Annotated in this window: 17 protein-coding genes; 5 read left to right on the top strand and 12 right to left on the bottom strand. The window is 70.5% G+C overall.

Annotated elements, in window-relative coordinates; all coding sequences use genetic code 11:
* Nucleotides 1-72: 72 nt before the first annotated feature.
* The gene (gene lepA, locus ACFSZT_RS22780) at nucleotides 73-1947 is read left to right on the top strand and encodes a translation elongation factor 4 (protein WP_377386714.1); all 1875 of its coding nucleotides are present in this window, start codon (nucleotides 73-75) and stop codon (nucleotides 1945-1947) included.
* A gap of 69 nt (nucleotides 1948-2016) precedes the next feature.
* Here lepA and ACFSZT_RS22775 read toward each other — a convergent pair whose 3' ends face one another.
* The gene (locus ACFSZT_RS22775) at nucleotides 2017-2232 is read right to left on the bottom strand and encodes a hypothetical protein (RefSeq protein WP_377386712.1); all 216 of its coding nucleotides are present in this window, start codon (nucleotides 2230-2232) and stop codon (nucleotides 2017-2019) included.
* A 255-nt stretch (nucleotides 2233-2487) separates the two neighbouring features.
* Here ACFSZT_RS22775 and ACFSZT_RS22770 point away from each other — a divergent pair, with 255 nt between their 5' ends.
* Nucleotides 2488-3540 carry a nitronate monooxygenase gene (locus ACFSZT_RS22770; protein WP_377386709.1) on the top strand — a complete coding sequence of 351 codons (1053 nt, stop codon included), beginning with the start codon at nucleotides 2488-2490 and terminating at the stop codon, nucleotides 3538-3540.
* 3 nt (nucleotides 3541-3543) lie between these two features.
* On the opposite strand, the gene ACFSZT_RS22765 is transcribed toward ACFSZT_RS22770, so the two are convergent.
* The gene (locus tag ACFSZT_RS22765) at nucleotides 3544-4566 is read right to left on the bottom strand and encodes an alpha/beta hydrolase (protein ID WP_377386707.1); all 1023 of its coding nucleotides are present in this window, start codon (nucleotides 4564-4566) and stop codon (nucleotides 3544-3546) included.
* A 110-nt stretch (nucleotides 4567-4676) separates the two neighbouring features.
* Nucleotides 4677-5642 carry a zinc-binding dehydrogenase gene (locus ACFSZT_RS22760; protein ID WP_377386705.1) on the bottom strand — a complete coding sequence of 322 codons (966 nt, stop codon included), beginning with the start codon at nucleotides 5640-5642 and terminating at the stop codon, nucleotides 4677-4679.
* Nucleotides 5643-5674: 32 nt separating this feature from the next.
* Here ACFSZT_RS22760 and ACFSZT_RS22755 point away from each other — a divergent pair, with 32 nt between their 5' ends.
* The 3 genes from ACFSZT_RS22755 to ACFSZT_RS22745 are packed head-to-tail and all read left to right on the top strand — an operon-like array spanning nucleotide 5675 to nucleotide 6683.
* Nucleotides 5675-5881, top strand: coding sequence for a hypothetical protein (locus tag ACFSZT_RS22755; RefSeq protein WP_377386703.1), 207 nt, complete (start codon nucleotides 5675-5677; stop codon nucleotides 5879-5881).
* A gap of 11 nt (nucleotides 5882-5892) precedes the next feature.
* Nucleotides 5893-6312 carry a ribonuclease domain-containing protein gene (locus ACFSZT_RS22750; RefSeq protein WP_377386701.1) on the top strand — a complete coding sequence of 140 codons (420 nt, stop codon included), beginning with the start codon at nucleotides 5893-5895 and terminating at the stop codon, nucleotides 6310-6312.
* A complete protein-coding gene (locus ACFSZT_RS22745) occupies nucleotides 6309-6683 on the top strand; it encodes a barstar family protein (protein WP_377386699.1) in 375 nt (124 codons plus the stop codon). The genes ACFSZT_RS22750 and ACFSZT_RS22745 overlap by 4 nt, the downstream gene beginning before the upstream one ends.
* Before the next feature lie 77 nt (nucleotides 6684-6760).
* Here the strand turns inward: ACFSZT_RS22745 and ACFSZT_RS22740 are convergent, their stop codons facing one another.
* From ACFSZT_RS22740 to ACFSZT_RS22700, 9 genes are all read right to left on the bottom strand, one after another.
* On the bottom strand, nucleotides 6761-7228 hold the full coding sequence (locus tag ACFSZT_RS22740) for a PPOX class F420-dependent oxidoreductase (RefSeq protein ID WP_377386696.1): 468 nt from the start codon (nucleotides 7226-7228) through the stop codon (nucleotides 6761-6763).
* Between the two features lie 181 nt (nucleotides 7229-7409).
* Complete coding sequence (locus ACFSZT_RS22735; RefSeq protein ID WP_377386693.1) at nucleotides 7410-8177, bottom strand: enoyl-CoA hydratase family protein; 768 nt, start codon at nucleotides 8175-8177, stop codon at nucleotides 7410-7412.
* A gap of 41 nt (nucleotides 8178-8218) precedes the next feature.
* Complete coding sequence (locus ACFSZT_RS22730; RefSeq protein WP_377386690.1) at nucleotides 8219-8965, bottom strand: sirohydrochlorin chelatase; 747 nt, start codon at nucleotides 8963-8965, stop codon at nucleotides 8219-8221.
* Nucleotides 8962-10257, bottom strand: coding sequence for a sulfate adenylyltransferase subunit 1 (locus ACFSZT_RS22725; RefSeq protein WP_377386687.1), 1296 nt, complete (start codon nucleotides 10255-10257; stop codon nucleotides 8962-8964). Before ACFSZT_RS22725 ends, ACFSZT_RS22730 begins: the two co-directional genes overlap by 4 nt.
* A gap of 2 nt (nucleotides 10258-10259) precedes the next feature.
* A complete protein-coding gene (gene cysD / locus ACFSZT_RS22720; RefSeq protein ID WP_377386684.1) occupies nucleotides 10260-11180 on the bottom strand; it encodes a sulfate adenylyltransferase subunit CysD in 921 nt (306 codons plus the stop codon).
* 11 nt (nucleotides 11181-11191) lie between these two features.
* A complete protein-coding gene (locus ACFSZT_RS22715; protein WP_377386682.1) occupies nucleotides 11192-11896 on the bottom strand; it encodes a phosphoadenylyl-sulfate reductase in 705 nt (234 codons plus the stop codon).
* The gene (locus ACFSZT_RS22710; RefSeq protein WP_377386679.1) at nucleotides 11893-12054 is read right to left on the bottom strand and encodes an Insertion element protein; all 162 of its coding nucleotides are present in this window, start codon (nucleotides 12052-12054) and stop codon (nucleotides 11893-11895) included. Before ACFSZT_RS22710 ends, ACFSZT_RS22715 begins: the two co-directional genes overlap by 4 nt.
* Complete coding sequence (locus ACFSZT_RS22705) at nucleotides 12051-13733, bottom strand: nitrite/sulfite reductase (RefSeq protein ID WP_377386676.1); 1683 nt, start codon at nucleotides 13731-13733, stop codon at nucleotides 12051-12053. Before ACFSZT_RS22705 ends, ACFSZT_RS22710 begins: the two co-directional genes overlap by 4 nt.
* A gap of 292 nt (nucleotides 13734-14025) precedes the next feature.
* The gene (locus ACFSZT_RS22700) at nucleotides 14026-14841 is read right to left on the bottom strand and encodes a hypothetical protein (RefSeq protein ID WP_377386673.1); all 816 of its coding nucleotides are present in this window, start codon (nucleotides 14839-14841) and stop codon (nucleotides 14026-14028) included.
* Nucleotides 14842-14844 lie beyond the last annotated feature (3 nt).

Below are 14844 nucleotides of genomic sequence, written 5' to 3'. Positions count from 1 at the left end.
ATGACCCGGAAATGTCCCCGCGGCGGCATGGGAACATGGACATTGCCGTCCACGAGTGACCTGAGGTAACGAGTGACACAGACACGCCCGTCCGCCGATACGACGTTCACGCCGCCGGAGTTCATCCGGAACTTCTGCATCATCGCGCACATCGACCACGGCAAGTCGACCCTGGCCGACCGGATGCTGCAGCTCACGGGCGTGGTCGAGGAGCGGGCCATGCGTGCCCAGTACCTGGACCGGATGGACATCGAGCGGGAGCGCGGCATCACCATCAAGGCGCAGAACGTGCGCCTGCCGTGGCGGCTCACCGACGGCGACGAGGGCACCGACTACGTCCTCCACCTCATCGACACGCCCGGCCACGTCGACTTCACCTACGAGGTCTCGCGTGCGCTCGAGGCGTGTGAGGGCGCGATCCTGCTGGTGGACGCGGCGCAGGGGATCGAGGCGCAGACCCTGGCCAACCTGTACCTGGCGCTGGACAAGGACCTGCACATCATCCCGGTCCTCAACAAGATCGACCTGCCCGCCGCCGAGCCCGACAAGTACGCGGCCGAGCTGGCGAACATCATCGGCTGCGAGCCGTCGGACGTGCTGCGCGTGTCCGCCAAGACCGGTCAGGGCGTGCGGGAACTGCTCGACGAGGTGGTGCGGCAGGTGCCGCCGCCGGAGGGGGATGCGGACGCTCCGGCGCGGGCGCTCATCTTCGACTCGGTGTACGACACCTACCGCGGCGTCGTGACCTACATCCGGGTCGTGGACGGGAAGATCACCCCGCGCGAGAAGATCCGCATGATGTCGACCAACGCCACGCACGAGCTGCTCGAGGTCGGCATCATCTCGCCGGAACCGAAGCCGGCGAAAGGACTGGGCGTCGGTGAGGTCGGCTACCTCATCACGGGCGTGAAGGACGTGCGGCAGTCCAAGGTCGGTGACACGGTGACCGCGGAGCGCAACGGCGCGACCCAGCCGCTGGCCGGCTACCGCGAACCGCAGCCGATGGTGTTCTCCGGCCTGTACCCGGTGGACGGGTCCGACTACCCGGTCCTGCGCGACGCCCTCGACAAGCTGCGGCTCAACGACGCGGCGCTGTCCTACGAGCCGGAGACGTCGGTGGCCCTGGGCTTCGGCTTCCGCTGCGGCTTCCTCGGCCTGCTGCACCTGGAGATCACCCGCGACCGCCTGGAGCGCGAGTTCGGCCTCGATCTGATCTCGACGGCGCCGAACGTCGTCTACGACGTCTACATGGAGGACGGCACCGAGCACGTCGTCACCAACCCCTCGGACTGGCCGACCGGCGGCAAGATCGCCGAGGTGCACGAACCGGTCAGCAAGGTCACCATCATCGCGCCGTCGGAGTTCATCGGCGCGATCATGGAGCTCTGCCAGAGCAAGCGCGGGCAGCTGCTGGGCATGGACTACCTGTCGGAGGACCGCGTCGAGCTGCGCTACCAGTTGCCGCTGGCCGAGATCATCTTCGACTTCTTCGACTCGCTGAAGTCCCGCACCCGTGGCTACGCCTCGCTGGACTACGAGGAGGCGGGCGAGCAGGCCGCTGATCTGGTCAAAGTGGACATTCTGTTGCAGGGTGAGCCGGTGGACGCGTTTTCCGCCATCGTCCACAAGGACGCGGCCTACGCCTACGGCAACAAGATGGCGACGCGGCTGCGCGAGCTCATTCCGCGTCAGCAGTTCGAGGTGCCCATCCAGGCCGCCATCGGCTCCCGCATCATCGCCCGCGAGACGATCCGCGCCATCCGCAAGGACGTGCTCGCCAAGTGCTACGGCGGCGACATCTCGCGGAAGCGGAAGCTGCTGGAGAAGCAGAAGGAAGGCAAGAAGCGGATGAAGACGGTCGGTCGCGTCGAGGTTCCGCAGGAGGCCTTCGTCGCGGCACTGTCCACTCAGGACACGGGAAGCGACAAGGGCAAGGGCAAGAAGTAGCCGTCGCACACAGCGAGAGGGCCGCGCGATCGCATGTGGATCGCGCGGCCCTCTCGCGTGGGGGGGGACTTACGACACGCCGAGCAGGATCGCCAGCGCCTGGACGAGCGAGGCCGACGTGGACGCGATCGTCTCGTCGAGGTACTCGGCGATCGGCGTCAGCTCGGCCGCGGAGGCCTGACCACCGAGGCCGGCGAGCAGCGGCACGACCAAGGCGCTCACAGCGAGGCCGCGCAGAGTCCAGCGCTTCGCGGTGCTCGGGGTGGTCTCCTGGTGTTCGGTCATTGCTGTCCTCTTCCTCTCGGTTGGTGTACGCGAACGTCGCTCGCGTATGAGGCAGCCTGCATTAGCCCGAACGGCCTAACAAGGTGCTTTACCGGCACTTAGCGATCATGAAACGCGGCCTCGCTCGGGCGAGTGACACCGGTTTACCTGATCGACATACGAATCCGTTGGTTTCCCACTCGGCCGCGGCCCGGCACGGCGCTCCGACGGTGGCCGCGTCGGCGGCCCCGGGGGCGGCTTCGTAGGCTGTGGACCATGTTCGAGTGCTTGCGCGTCCCGGTGATCGTGGCGCCGATGGCGGGTGGCCCCTCGACCCCCGAGCTGGTGGCCGCGGCGGCACACGCCGGTGGGTTCGGCTTCCTGGCCGGGGGCTACCTCAACGCGGCGACCCTCGCCGACCAGATCCGCAAGACCAGAGAGCTCGCCGGTGACGACTTCGGTGTGAACCTTTTCGTCCCGGGTGTGCGCTCGACGGTCGACGTGAGCCCCTACGCCGAGCGGCTCCGCGAGGAGGCCCAGCGGTACGGGGTCGAGCCCGGCGCCGGCCGCTGGGATGACGACGGGTACTCCGCCAAGCTGGACTTGCTCGTGGAGGAGCGGGTGCGCGTGGTGTCCTTCACGTTCGGCACGCCGCTGGCCGCCGACATCGAACGGCTGCACGAGGTGGGCAGCGCGGTCCTGGTCTCCGTCACGACCGCCGACGAGGCGCGTGAGGCGGCCGCGGCGGGTGCCGACGCGTTGTGCGTGCAAGGGTTCGAGGCGGGCGGCCACCGCGCCGTCTTCTTGGACGACCCGACCCAGGAGGCCGGCGGCGAGCTCCTCGGTGTGCTGGCGGCGCTGCGGCTGGTCCGTGCGGTGACCGACCTTCCGCTCGTGGCAGCGGGTGGTCTCGTCCACGGCGCGGACGTCGCGGCGGTGATCACGGCCGGTGCGGTCGCCGCTCAGCTGGGCACGGCGTTCCTGCGCGCCGACGAGGCGGGCACGAACGCCACCCAGCGCGCCGCGCTCGACGCGGGCGGCAGGCGGACGGCGATCACGCGTGCCTTCAGCGGCCGCCCCGCCCGGGGACTGGTCAACCGGTTCCTGCGGGAACACTCCAGCCGCGCCCCGGCTGCGTACCCTCAGCTCAACAACATCAGCAAGCCGATCCGGGCCGCCGCGACCGCCGCGGGCGATCCCGAATCGATGTCGCTGTGGGCGGGCCAGACCTATGCGCTTGCGCGCAGTGCCCCGGCCGCCGAGATCATGGCCACGCTGCGGCAGCAGGCACGGGAGGCCGTCGAGGCCGGCGCCCGCCGGTTCGCCTGAGCGTCAGCCCGCGGCGCCGACCGCTGTCGGCGAGGGCGCCGCGGACGCCGAGCCGTCCCGCCGCCGGGCCGCACTCGTGGTGAAGTACGACAGGACCGAGGCGAGCGTCTCCGGATCGTCGAGCTGCGGGCAGTGGCCCCAGTCCTCCCGCACCAGCAGCCTGCTGTGCGGGACGAGCGCGTGCAGCTGTTTGCCCGAGGCCGCGCTGACGAGCCGGTCGCGGCCGCACGCGATGATCAGCAGCGGGGTGCTGATCCGGTCGAGCTCGTAGGCGGTGGCGAGCTCGCCGACCAGCTGTCGTGCCTGCTCGAACCGTGTGGTGGTGGAGCGGTAGTCGGGGAACAGGTCGAGAAAACGCTGGACGTGCTCGGCCTCGGCCTTCGTCGCGTCGGCGTACAGCAGGCGGGGTACCACGTGCTGCGCCACTGCGCGCACCACGAATCCGGGCACCGGCAGGGGCAGTGAGGCGGCGAGCCGCAGTGGCAGCGGGTATCTCGCGACGCTGCGGATCAGCCACGTGTCGACGAACCCCGGTGCCGCGATCGACACCACACCCGCGACGGGCAGATCAGGGTTCTGGGCCGCACGGAGACTCATCGTGCCTCCGAGCGAGTTGCCGACCAGCACGACGTCGCCCAGCGCCGCCTGTTCCTTGACGACCGCGGCGGTGAAGGCGTCCAGCTGCGGCAGCATGGCCCCGGAGCGCAACGCCGAGGCGTCACCGAATCCGGGCAGGTCCAGCGCGATCGCGGAGACGCCCGCCCGGGCCAGCTCGGCGAGCGCCGGACGCCAGGTGTCGGCGCTGTCGCAGTAGCCGTGCAGCAGGACGAGCCGCGGCTCGGGGGGCAGTGCCGCGTTGCGCTTGCGGTGCCGCCTGCCCGCGGGACGCTCGACCGGGCGGGGGCCGACCTCGAGCACTCGCGTCGAGTAACCGGCGAACCGGCGGTACCCGGCCCGGATCTCGACATCCGGGCCGGGCGCACGCTCGTCAGCCGGGCTCGATGCCTGCCGCCGCGTTGCGATCATGGACCCAGGTTAGCCACATATGGGCGATTCCATACCTGTCGCGAACGGCACGAACGCGTATCGGCACCATGTCAACACGTCATGTGCGCAGGTCAACGCATCTGAATCGGTCAGCGAGTGAAGACGATCTTTCCGGCTGTCTCGCCGGTCAGCATGTCCTCGAAGCCCTTCCGCGCGTCCTCGAAGGGCAGCTCGGCGCCGATCTGCGGGCGGATGCCCGCGATGTCGGTGTAGGAGAGCAGGTTCGCCAGCTCGTCCCGGGTGCCCATGGTCGAGCCCACGACGCGCAGCTGCAGGAAGAACAGGCGCTGCAGCTCGGCGGAGGCGTCCGGGCCGCTGGTGGACCCCGACACCACGATGATGCCGCCCGGCTTGAGCGACTTCATCGAGTGCGACCACGTCGCCTTGCCGACCGTCTCGAACACCGCGTCGACCCGTTCCGGCAGGCGCGCCCCGGACTCGAACGTCTGGTGCGCGCCGAGGCGCTCGGCCAGGGCGCGCTTGGCCTCGGTGCGGCCCGTGGCCCACACGCGGAACCCGGCCGCCCGGCCGAGCTGGATGAGCGCCGTGGCGACGCCACCCGAAGAGCCCTGCACCAGGAACGTCTGGCCGGGGCGCAGACCGGACTTGACGAACAGCATCCGATAGGCGGTCAGCCAGGCGGTGCCCATGGTCGCCGCCTCGGCGAAGGTGAGCCCGGCGGGCTTGGGCAGGACGTTGCGGGCCGGCACCACCACGGAGTCGGCGAACGTGCCCTGGAACTTCTCGGTGAGCAGTGTGCGCTTCGGGTCGAGCGTGTCGTCCCCGCGCCACGACTCGTCGTTGACGACCGAGTGGATGACCACCTCGGTGCCGTCGTCGAGCACCCCGGCGCCGTCGCAGCCGAGGATCATCGGGAACTGCTCCTGCTTGATGCCCACACCGCGCAGCGTCCAGATGTCGTGCATGTTCAGGCTGGCTGCCCGGACGTTGACCTTCACCCAGCCGTCGGGGAGCTCGGGGTCCGGTCGCTCGCCCACGACGAGCGAGGCCAGCGGGTCGTCGGGATTGGCTTCTTTGGCATAGACGGCGAACATGGCGTCAACCTACCTGGCGTACGCTCGTCGTTGTGTTCGACGGAGTGGCCCGCTGGTGGGACAGCTTCGAGCTGTGGCTCGCTCAGCAGTGGTTCCCCGTGCAGTTCGTGCTCGTCATGGCTGTACTGGTACCCCTGTGTGCCGCGCTCGGCTGGCTCATCCACCGCGCCGTGGACCTCGTCGCCGACCGCGCGGGCCGGTTTCGCCGCGGAACCCGGCGGCCGGACCGGGTGTCGTAGGGAGGCCGCGGTTGTCCCGCAGGCGCATCAGTGTGGCGCTGATCGGGCTCATCGTGCTGGCGCTCGGTGGGTGGCTGGTCAGGGAGGTCACGGCGGTTGACGGCCCGGTCGGCGGCACAGGTAGCCTGCCGGGCGCGGATTCGGGTCTGCCCGTCGCGGCCCTGTCCACGTTGCCCCCGGAAGTGGAGCGGACGTGGAGACTGATCGAGGAGGGCGGGCCGTTCCCGTATCCGGACCAGGACGGCACGATATTCGGCAATAGGGAGAGGTTGTTGCCCGCGAAGCCAGCCGGTTACTACCGGGAGTACACGGTCGAAACACCGGGCAGCCCCGATCGGGGCACGCGCAGGCTCGTCACCGGATCGGAGGACGAGCTGTACTACACCGGCGACCACTACCAGTCGTTCGTTGTTGTGGACACTCGGCGATGACTGTGGCCCAGAAACCGGACGCGAAGGAGATCGCCGCGAAGGCCAGGGCCCGCGGCGCGTTCACGTACGTGCTCGACGGCACTGCGCTCACCGACAAGACGGCGACCCTCGACGCGATCGCCGAGCTGCTGCGGTTTCCCGCCTACTTCGGGCGCAACCTCGACGCGCTCTACGACTGCCTGACCGACCTGTCGTGGCTGCCCGTGGGCGAGCACGTGCTGATCTGGATCGGCTCCGACGTCCTCAAGCAGGCCGACCCCCGTTCGTATCTCGCCGTGCACAGCGTGCTCTCCGACGCGCAGCGCGCGCTCGCGCCCGGCGGGGACCGTGCCGACAGTCGCCGGCTCACGGTCCTGCTCGCCGACTCCTGAGCGCCCGGCGCGCACGAGGCGATGCCGGCGGCCGCCGGCCGGCAGCAGGCGCCGCGACGCGGCGGCCTCCGGCGCGGTCAGGAGTCCTGCGCGAGCTCCGGTGGAAAGCCGCCCGTTGCTATGGGCCCCCAGTCCTCGATCGTCACCCTGATGAGCGATTTGTTCTGCTTGGCCATCGCCTCGCGGTACTCGGCCCAGTCGGGGTGTTCGCCGGAGATGCAGCGAAAGTACTCCACCAGCCCGTCCAGGGCCTCCGGCATGTCGAGGACTTCCGCGTGGCCGTCGACCTGAACCCAGGCGTCGTTCCAGTCGTCGGAGAGCACGCACATTGACACCCGCGGGTTGCGCCGGGCGTTCCGGGTTTTGGCCCGGCTGGGGTAGGTCGACACCACGATGCGGCCCGAGGAGTCAACCCCACAGGTGACCGGCGACAGCTGCGGGCGGCCGTCGGCGCGGGTGGTGACCAGCACGCCCCGGTGACGTGGGCGCAGAAACTCCAGCAGCGCGGGCCGGTCGACCCGCTCGGCGGTCGCGATACGTGGCACGACGTTGCACTCCTCGGCTCGGCGATCCGGTCACCCGCCGGATGCGGGTTCCGTGCGAGTCATCCTAGGCAGCGGCGGGAGAGCCGAACCGAGGCGACGGGGTGCGTCCGGGATCAGCCGTTCGGGCGGCGGCAGCGGGCCGGTGTCCCGCGCCCGGGTTGGGCACGGGACACCGCCTGCGTCACGGCACCCAGTTCGGCTTGCGCTTCTCCGCGAAGGCCCTGATGCCCTCCTGGCCCTCCTCGCTGGCGAAGAACCGTGCGGAGGTCTCCTGCAGGTCCGCGAGGTCGTCGGCCATGGTGCGGCCGCGCTCGCCCTGCAGCAGGTCCTTGGTCGCCGCGAGCGCCGTGGGCGCGCCGAGGACGAGCGAGTCGACATAACGGCGCACGGTCGCGTCGAGCTGCTCGGCGGGCACTGCGGCGTTGAGGAGCCCGATGGCCGCCGCGCGCTCGGCGTCGAACACGTCGCCGGTGAGGAACAGTTCGTGGGCGGCGCGGGGGTGCAGCCGGGGCAGCACGGTCACCGAGATGACCGCCGGGATCACGCCGATGCGCACCTCGGTGAACGCGAACGTCGCGGTGTCGGCCGCCACGGCGATGTCCGCGGCCGCGACCAGCCCGACACCGCCCGCCCGGGCGGGTCCGGCGAGCCGGGCGACCACGGGCTTCGGGCTGGTCCAGATGCGCTGCAGGATGGCGGGCACGTCGTTGACGCCCTGGTCGCCGGAGCTCGCGCCCCTGGCTTCCTTGAGATCCATGCCCGCGCAGAAGACCGGACCGGTGTGCGTGAGCACGACGACCCGGGCGTCCGGGTCGTCGGCGGCTCGGCCGAGCGCGCCGAGGAGTTCCGTCCGCAACTGCGCCGACAGGGCGTTGCGGTTGTGCGGTGAGTCGAGGGTGATGGTCGCGACCCCGTCGGCGAGCTCGTAGTGCACCAGTTCGTCAGACATGAGGACACCTTGGCACACCGGGCGGGTGGCACGGGGTGATGTCAGGCGGTGCGGGCGGAGGCGGCGAGCGCGCTGGTGTAGCGGGCGAGCACCACCTCGGCGACCCTCGGTTCGGCGCCGAGCGGGCCCGCGACGGGGGAGCCGGGAGCCGCGGTGGTGATCAGGTCCTGGATGCGGTCGGGGAGCAGGCCCGGCGCGAGGAACCACGACGCGACGGCGAACCGGCGGGCCCCGCGAGCGCGTAGCTTGGCCACGGCAGCCGGGACATCGGGCCTGGCCGCGCTGGCGAAGGCCGGCACCACGAGGCAGCCGTGGCGGTTCTCCCAGTCCCGGGCCAGGCGTGCCACGACGGCGTTGGCCGTGGCGTGGGACGAGCCGACGGCACCCAGCACCACCCCGAGCGCCGGGTCGGCGGTGTCGGCGCCGGTCGCGGCCAGCCGGTCGAGGGCGACGGCTTCCAGCAGTGGGTCGGCGCCCAGGACGTCGGCAATGGTCACCGAGAGCCGCGGCAGACGGCTGGTGACCTCGTCGACGAGGGCGGGAAGGTCCACCCGGGCGTGGTAGGCGCGGCCGAGAAGCAGGGGCACGGCGACGACCTCGCGATGTCCCTCGGCGTGCAGGCCGGTCAGCACCTCGGCGACGGACGGTTCGGAGAGATCCAAAAACGCCGCCCGGACGTCGACACCGGGCGCTGCGGCCCGCGTGACGTCGGTGAGCGCCCGCACGGTAGCCGCGGACCGAGGGTCCCGGCTACCGTGCGCGACGATCACGAGGGGGATCGACGTCACTCCGCCTCCGGCTCGGCGGCGCTCTTCAGCGCCCGGAAGCGCTCGCCGACCAGTCCGGCGGCGAGCGTGTCGCCGTCCTTGGGGTCGACCACGATGAACGCGCCGGTGCGCGGGCTGTCGGTGTAGTCGTCCACCGGGATCGCCTCGGACAGGCGCAGGCTCACGTTGCCGATCTCGTTGAGCTCCAACGATGCCGGAGCGTCCACAATGGACAGCGTCTGCTCGTCGAAGCGGGCGTTGAGCTCCTCCACGATCGCCTGCACGGTGCGGGTGCCGTGCTTGACGAGCACCCGCGCACCGGGCTGCAGCGACTTGCTCGACAGCCAGCACAGCGCCGCGGTGAACTCGTCGGTCACGCGCGGCGTGTCGGCTGCCGCGGCGATGAGGTCACCACGCGAGATGTCCAGATCGTCGGCGAGCAGCACGGTCACCGACTTGCCCGGGCCCGCCTCCTCGAGCGGCCCGTCCGCGGTGTCGATGCGCTCCACCGTCGACCGCAGTCCCTGTGGGAGCACGACGACCTCGTCGCCCGGGCGCACGGTGCCCGCCGCGATCTGGCCCGCGTAGCCGCGGTAGTCCGGGTACTCCGGGGTGCGGGGACGAATCACGTACTGCACCGGGAACCGGAACGCGGCCTGGTGCGGGTCCGGCGCCACCGGCACGTTCTCGAGGTGCTCGAGCAGCGTCGGCCCCGTGTACCACGGCGTGTTCTCCGACCGGGTCGCGACGTTGTCGCCGAGCAGCGCGGACACCGGGATGGCCAGCACCGAGCCCTCGGCGTAGCCGAGCGAGGACGCGTGGGCGGCGAACTCCTTGGCGATCACGGTGAAGGCCGACTCGTCGTAGTTGATGAGGTCGACCTTGTTCACCGCCAGCACCAGCCGTGGCACACCCAGCAACGCCAGGACGGCGGCGTGCCGCCTGGTCTGCTCCACGACCCCCTTGCGCGCGTCCACCAGCAGCACCGCGAGCTGCGCCGTGGACGCGCCGGTGACGGTGTTGCGGGTGTACTGCACGTGACCCGGCGTGTCGGCGAGCACGAAGCTGCGCTTGGGCGTGGCGAAGTAGCGGTAGGCCACGTCGATGGTGATGCCCTGCTCCCGCTCGGAGCGCAGGCCGTCCACCAGCAGCGAGAGGTCCGGTGTGGACAGACCACGGTCGACACTGGCGCGCTGCACCGCGTCGAGTTGGTCGGCCAGCACCGACTTGGTGTCGTAGAGCAACCGGCCGACGAGCGTCGACTTGCCGTCGTCGACGCTGCCGGCGGTCGCCAGCCTCAGCAAAGAGCTCATGGTCAGAAGTACCCCTCCCGCTTGCGGTCCTCCATCGCGGCCTCGGAGAGCCGGTCGTCCGCCCTCGTGGCGCCGCGCTCGGTGAGCCGGCTGGCCTGCACCTCGGCGATGACCTCCTCCACGGTGGAGGCGGTGGACTCGACCGCACCGGTGCACGAGCCATCCCCGACGGTGCGGTAGCGCACCATCAGCTCCTGCACGACCTCACCCTCGCGGGGACCACCCCACGGCCCCTCGGTGAGCCACATGCCGTCCCTGCGGTACACCTTGCGCTTGTGGGCGTAGTAGATCGAGGGTAGCTCGACCTTCTCGCGGGCGATGTAGTTCCACACGTCCGCCTCGGTCCAGTTGGACAGCGGGAAGACGCGCACGTGCTCGCCGGGGCGGTGCCTGCCGTTGTACAGGTTCCACAGCTCCGGCCGCTGCCTGCGTGGCTCCCACTGGCCGAAGGCGTTGCGCAGGCTGAAGATCCGCTCCTTGGCGCGAGCGCGTTCCTCGTCGCGGCGACCGCCGCCGAACACGGCGTCGAACTTGTGTTCGGTGATGCTGTCCAGCAGCGGCTGGGTCTGCAGCGGGTTGCGCGTGCCGTCCGGGCGCTCCTGCAGGCGTCCGTCGTCGATCCAGTCCTGCACATGCGCGACGATCAGCCGCAGCCCGTACTTCTCGACGACCCGGTCGCGGAATTCGATGACCTCGTCGAAGTTGTGGCCGGTGTCGACGTGGAGCAGCGGGAACGGGACGGGTGCGGGCCAGAAGGCCTTGATGGCCAGGTGCAGCAGCAGCGTGGAGTCCTTGCCGCCGGAGAAGAGGATCACGGGACGATCGAATTCCCCCGCGACCTCGCGGAAGATGTGGATCGCTTCCGACTCCAGGGCGCTCAGATTGTCGCGCGCCGCATCGGTCGCGGCCTCAAGTGTGGTCATGACATCCTTCCTCAGGCGTGCAGCCCGCACTCGGTCTTGGACTTGCCGGCCCAGCGGCCACTGCGTGGGTCGGCGCCCGGCGCGACCTTCGCGGTGCACGGAGCGCAGCCGATCGAGAGGTAGCCCTCGCCGACCAGGGGGTTCTGCAGGATCCCGTGCTCGTCGATGTAGCCGTTGAACTCGTCGTCGGTCCAGGCCGCGATCGGGTTCACCTTCACCAGGCCGTTCCGATCGTCCCATGTCACGATCGGCGTGTTCGCCCTGGTCGGTGCATCCACTCGGCGTACCCCGGTCACCCAGCAGGAGTAATTGGCCAGCGTCTTGCGCAGCGGGACAACCTTGCGCAGGAAGCAGCACTGGTTCGGGTCCCGGTCGTGCAGCTTGGGGCCGTACTCGGCGTCCTGCTCGGCCACCGTCTGCTCCGCGGAGGCGTTGATGATCCGGATGTCCGGATACACCGTCGCCACCGCGTCGCGGGTACCGAGGGTCTCGGCGAAGTGGTAGCCGGTCTCGAGGAACAGCACATCCACATCGGACTTGACCTTGGTGGCCAGGTCGATCAGCACGGCGTCCTGCATGTTCGACGCGACGATGAGGTCGTCGCCGAACTGGTCGACCGCCCAGCGCAGGGCCTGCTCGGCCGTGGCGTCGGCGAGCTGCTCGGACGCCTGTTCCGCCAGCGCCTTGAGGTCTTCGGTCGTCCTCGCCGCGGTCATGACTTTACCTCCGGAATCTGCAACCCGATGAAGGTCACCTTGAACACCCGTCGACAGGACGAACACAGCCACGCGCCGTTGTCTTCCGGGCGGAGATCCTCCTCGCCACAGTACGGACAGTGGAACGGTGTCGCCCTCGAGGGCGTGGGTTCGCTCACCGCAGATCGGCTTCCTCGGCGCGTGCCACCCACTGGGCGAACCTCTCACCCTCCGTGCGCTGGGCGAGGTAGTTCCGCACGACCCGCTCCACGTAGTCGGTCAGCTCGGCGCTGGTGACCTTGTGGCCGCGCAGCTTGCGGCCGAAACCGGCGTCGAGCCCCAGGCCGCCGCCCAGGTGCACCTGGAAGCCCTCCACCTGGTTGCCCTCGGCGTCGGTGACGATCTGGCCCTTGAGGCCGATGTCGGCCACCTGGATGCGGGCGCAGGAGTTCGGGCAGCCGTTGAGGTGCACGGTGACCGGGTTGTCCAGTCCGTCCTGGACCTCGGCGAGCCTGCTCTCGAGGTCGGCGACCAGCGCAGCCGCCCGCGCCTTGGTCTCGACGATCGCCAGCTTGCAGAACTCGATGCCGGTGCACGCCATGACGTGGCGCCGCCACGGCGAGGGCCTGGTCTCCAGGCCGGCAGCGGTGAGCTCGGCCTGCAAGGACTCGACCTCGCTCTCCGGGACGTCGAGCACGACGAGCTTCTGCTGGGGGGTCAGCCGGACCCGGCCGGAGCCGGCCCGCTCGGCCGCCTTGGCCACGGCGATCAGCATCGAACCCGACGCACGCCCCGCGACGGGAGCGCCACCCACGTAGTAGCGGCCGTCCTTCTGCCGGTGCACGCCGACGTGGTCGATCGGCCGCTCGGGCACCGCGGGCGCGGGTCCGTCGATCAGCGGCCGCTTGAGGTACTCGGTCTCGAGCACCTCGCGGAACTTCTCGGCGCCCCAGTCCTTGACGAGGAACTTGATCCGCGCGCGCGAGCGCAGCCTGCGGTAGCCGTAGTCGCGGAAGATGCTGATGATGCCGGCCCAGACGTCCGGCACCTCGTCCAGCGGGACCCACGCCCCGAGGCGCTGGGCGATCATCGGGTTGGTGGACAGCCCGCCGCCGACCCACACGTCGAAGCCCGGGCCGTGCTCGGGATGCTCGACACCGACGAACGCGACGTCGTGGATCTCGTGGGCGACGTCCTGCTGCCCGGAGATCGCCGTTTTGAACTTGCGCGGCAGGTTGGCGAACCGCGGGTCGCCGACGTAGCGCCGCTTGATCTCCTCGATCGCGGGCGTGCCGTCGATGATCTCGTCGGAGGAGATACCCGCGACCGGCGAGCCCAGGATGACGCGGGGGCTGTCGCCGCACGCCTCCATGGTGGTCATGCCCGCGCTCTCGAGCCTCTCCCAGATCGTGGGCATGTCCTCGACCTGGATCCAGTGGTACTGGATGTTCTGCCGGTCGGTGATGTCGGCGGTGTCGCGGGCGTAGGTCTGCGAGATCTCGCCGAGCAGGGTGAGCTGGTCGGTGGTCAGGGCGCCGCCGTCGAGCCGCACGCGCAGCATGAAGTACCGGTCGTCGAGCTCCTCCGGCTCGAGCGTGGCGGTGCGGCCGCCGTCGATGCCGGGCTTGCGCTGCGTGTAGAGCCCGTACCAGCGGAACCGGCCGCGCAGGTCACCCGGGTCGATCGAGTCGAACCCGCCCGCCGCGTAGATGTTCTCGATCCGCGAGCGCACGTTGAGCGGATGGTCGTCCTTCTTCGAACGTTCGTTCGGGTTCAACGGCTCGCGGTAGCCCAGGGCCCACTGGCCCTCACCACGACGCTGCTTGGGCCGGGTGGGTCGACCGGTGTTCGGGGCCATGTCCTGATCCTCCAGGGCGGTGTGTTCGGGCGTGGACGCGGCGAAGCGGCGCCTGTCGTGCCGGACCGCACTGGCCGAGCCGGTGGTGGGAGCAGTTCGCGGCACATCGGCGCACGCTCGACCGGGGAAAGGGAGCGGCGCGGCGGGGTCAGCGCCGGCAAAGACTGCTGGAGACACGCAGGTAGTCGACGTGGCGTCGCACCACGAGGGACACACCGGCAGAAGTCACGATGTTCAGCGTGCCACGCGGTCCAGAAGGTGGTCCAGGCCCGTCCGCATGGTGGGAGAAAGGTCACCTGAGCCGCTCGAACGTCCTGATGGTGCGCCGGCAGGCGCGGGAGAGCGCCGCGTGCCGCCGGGTCCGCTCGAGCAGCGTCAGGGCGGTGAGCTCGGCGCCGGGGTTGCCGGAGCGCTGCGTCACCGTCAGCGTGTTCCCGTGGGTGGTTCCGGCGAGCGACCAGGTCTCCCACCGTTCGAGGTCCGGGATCGCGTAGTCGTAGCCGATCGCCAGCGCCGGGGTGGGTTCGGCCGGGCCTGCCTCGCCCGCCAGGTCACGCAGGACCACGGTGGCGTCGGCGCCTGCGTCGTCCCCGACGGCGACGCTGCGCAGGGCGAGCCCGTCCGGCCGGGCCTCGGCGAGCAACGCGTGGCGCGCCGGGTTCGTGCGGGCGAGCGGTCTGCGGACCAGGCCGGGGTCGGCGGGACCGTCGAGACTGACGATGACGCGCGGCAGCCACCACCAGTTCTCCCGGCGCAGCAGCGGACTGTCGGCGAGTGTGCGCGACGGCGGGTACTTGCGCAGCTCCTGCTCGAGCAGTTCGGCGGCGAAGAGCTCACCGGTGACGTCGTCGTGGACCCGCACCCGGCCCGTCCGGGCCAGGCCCGCCTCGCCGGGCGGCAGCGATCGCGAGTCGGTGACGGCGAACGTCGCCGTCCCGGCCGTGCGCAGGCCCGCGATCTCGTCCGCCCGCGCGTAGGGCAACGCCACGCACGGCGCGGAGCCGAGCAGCAACGGGGTGGCCGCCAGCGCCGAGGGCGTCCCGTCCGGCCCGATCCAGCACACCTCACCGGTGATGGCCCGCTGCCAGACCGGACATAACGGATCCACTGC

Source organism: Prauserella oleivorans, from assembly GCF_042685745.1.
Lineage (GTDB): Bacteria > Actinomycetota > Actinomycetes > Mycobacteriales > Pseudonocardiaceae > Prauserella_A > Prauserella_A oleivorans.
Note: the sequence above shows the minus strand (reverse complement) of the source record. Positions and strands in the feature narration are given on the sequence as shown.

Bases quoted from the DNA above. Each gene is read 5' to 3' on its own strand.
- ACFSZT_RS22760 (WP_377386705.1), bottom strand. From the start codon at position 5,642: ATGTTCGCCGTCTATGCCAAAGAAGCCAATCCCGACGACCCGCTGGCC.
- ACFSZT_RS22725 (WP_377386687.1), bottom strand. From the start codon at position 10,257: ATGAGCTCTTTGCTGAGGCTGGCGACCGCCGGCAGCGTCGACGACGGC.
- ACFSZT_RS22770 (WP_377386709.1), top strand. From the start codon at position 2,488: ATGTTCGAGTGCTTGCGCGTCCCGGTGATCGTGGCGCCGATGGCGGGT.
- ACFSZT_RS22735 (WP_377386693.1), bottom strand. From the start codon at position 8,177: ATGTCTGACGAACTGGTGCACTACGAGCTCGCCGACGGGGTCGCGACC.
- ACFSZT_RS22775 (WP_377386712.1), bottom strand. From the start codon at position 2,232: ATGACCGAACACCAGGAGACCACCCCGAGCACCGCGAAGCGCTGGACT.
- ACFSZT_RS22715 (WP_377386682.1), bottom strand. From the start codon at position 11,896: ATGACCGCGGCGAGGACGACCGAAGACCTCAAGGCGCTGGCGGAACAG.
- ACFSZT_RS22765 (WP_377386707.1), bottom strand. From the start codon at position 4,566: ATGATCGCAACGCGGCGGCAGGCATCGAGCCCGGCTGACGAGCGTGCG.
- ACFSZT_RS22705 (WP_377386676.1), bottom strand. From the start codon at position 13,733: ATGGCCCCGAACACCGGTCGACCCACCCGGCCCAAGCAGCGTCGTGGT.
- ACFSZT_RS22745 (WP_377386699.1), top strand. From the start codon at position 6,309: ATGACTGTGGCCCAGAAACCGGACGCGAAGGAGATCGCCGCGAAGGCC.
- cysD (WP_377386684.1), bottom strand. From the start codon at position 11,180: ATGACCACACTTGAGGCCGCGACCGATGCGGCGCGCGACAATCTGAGC.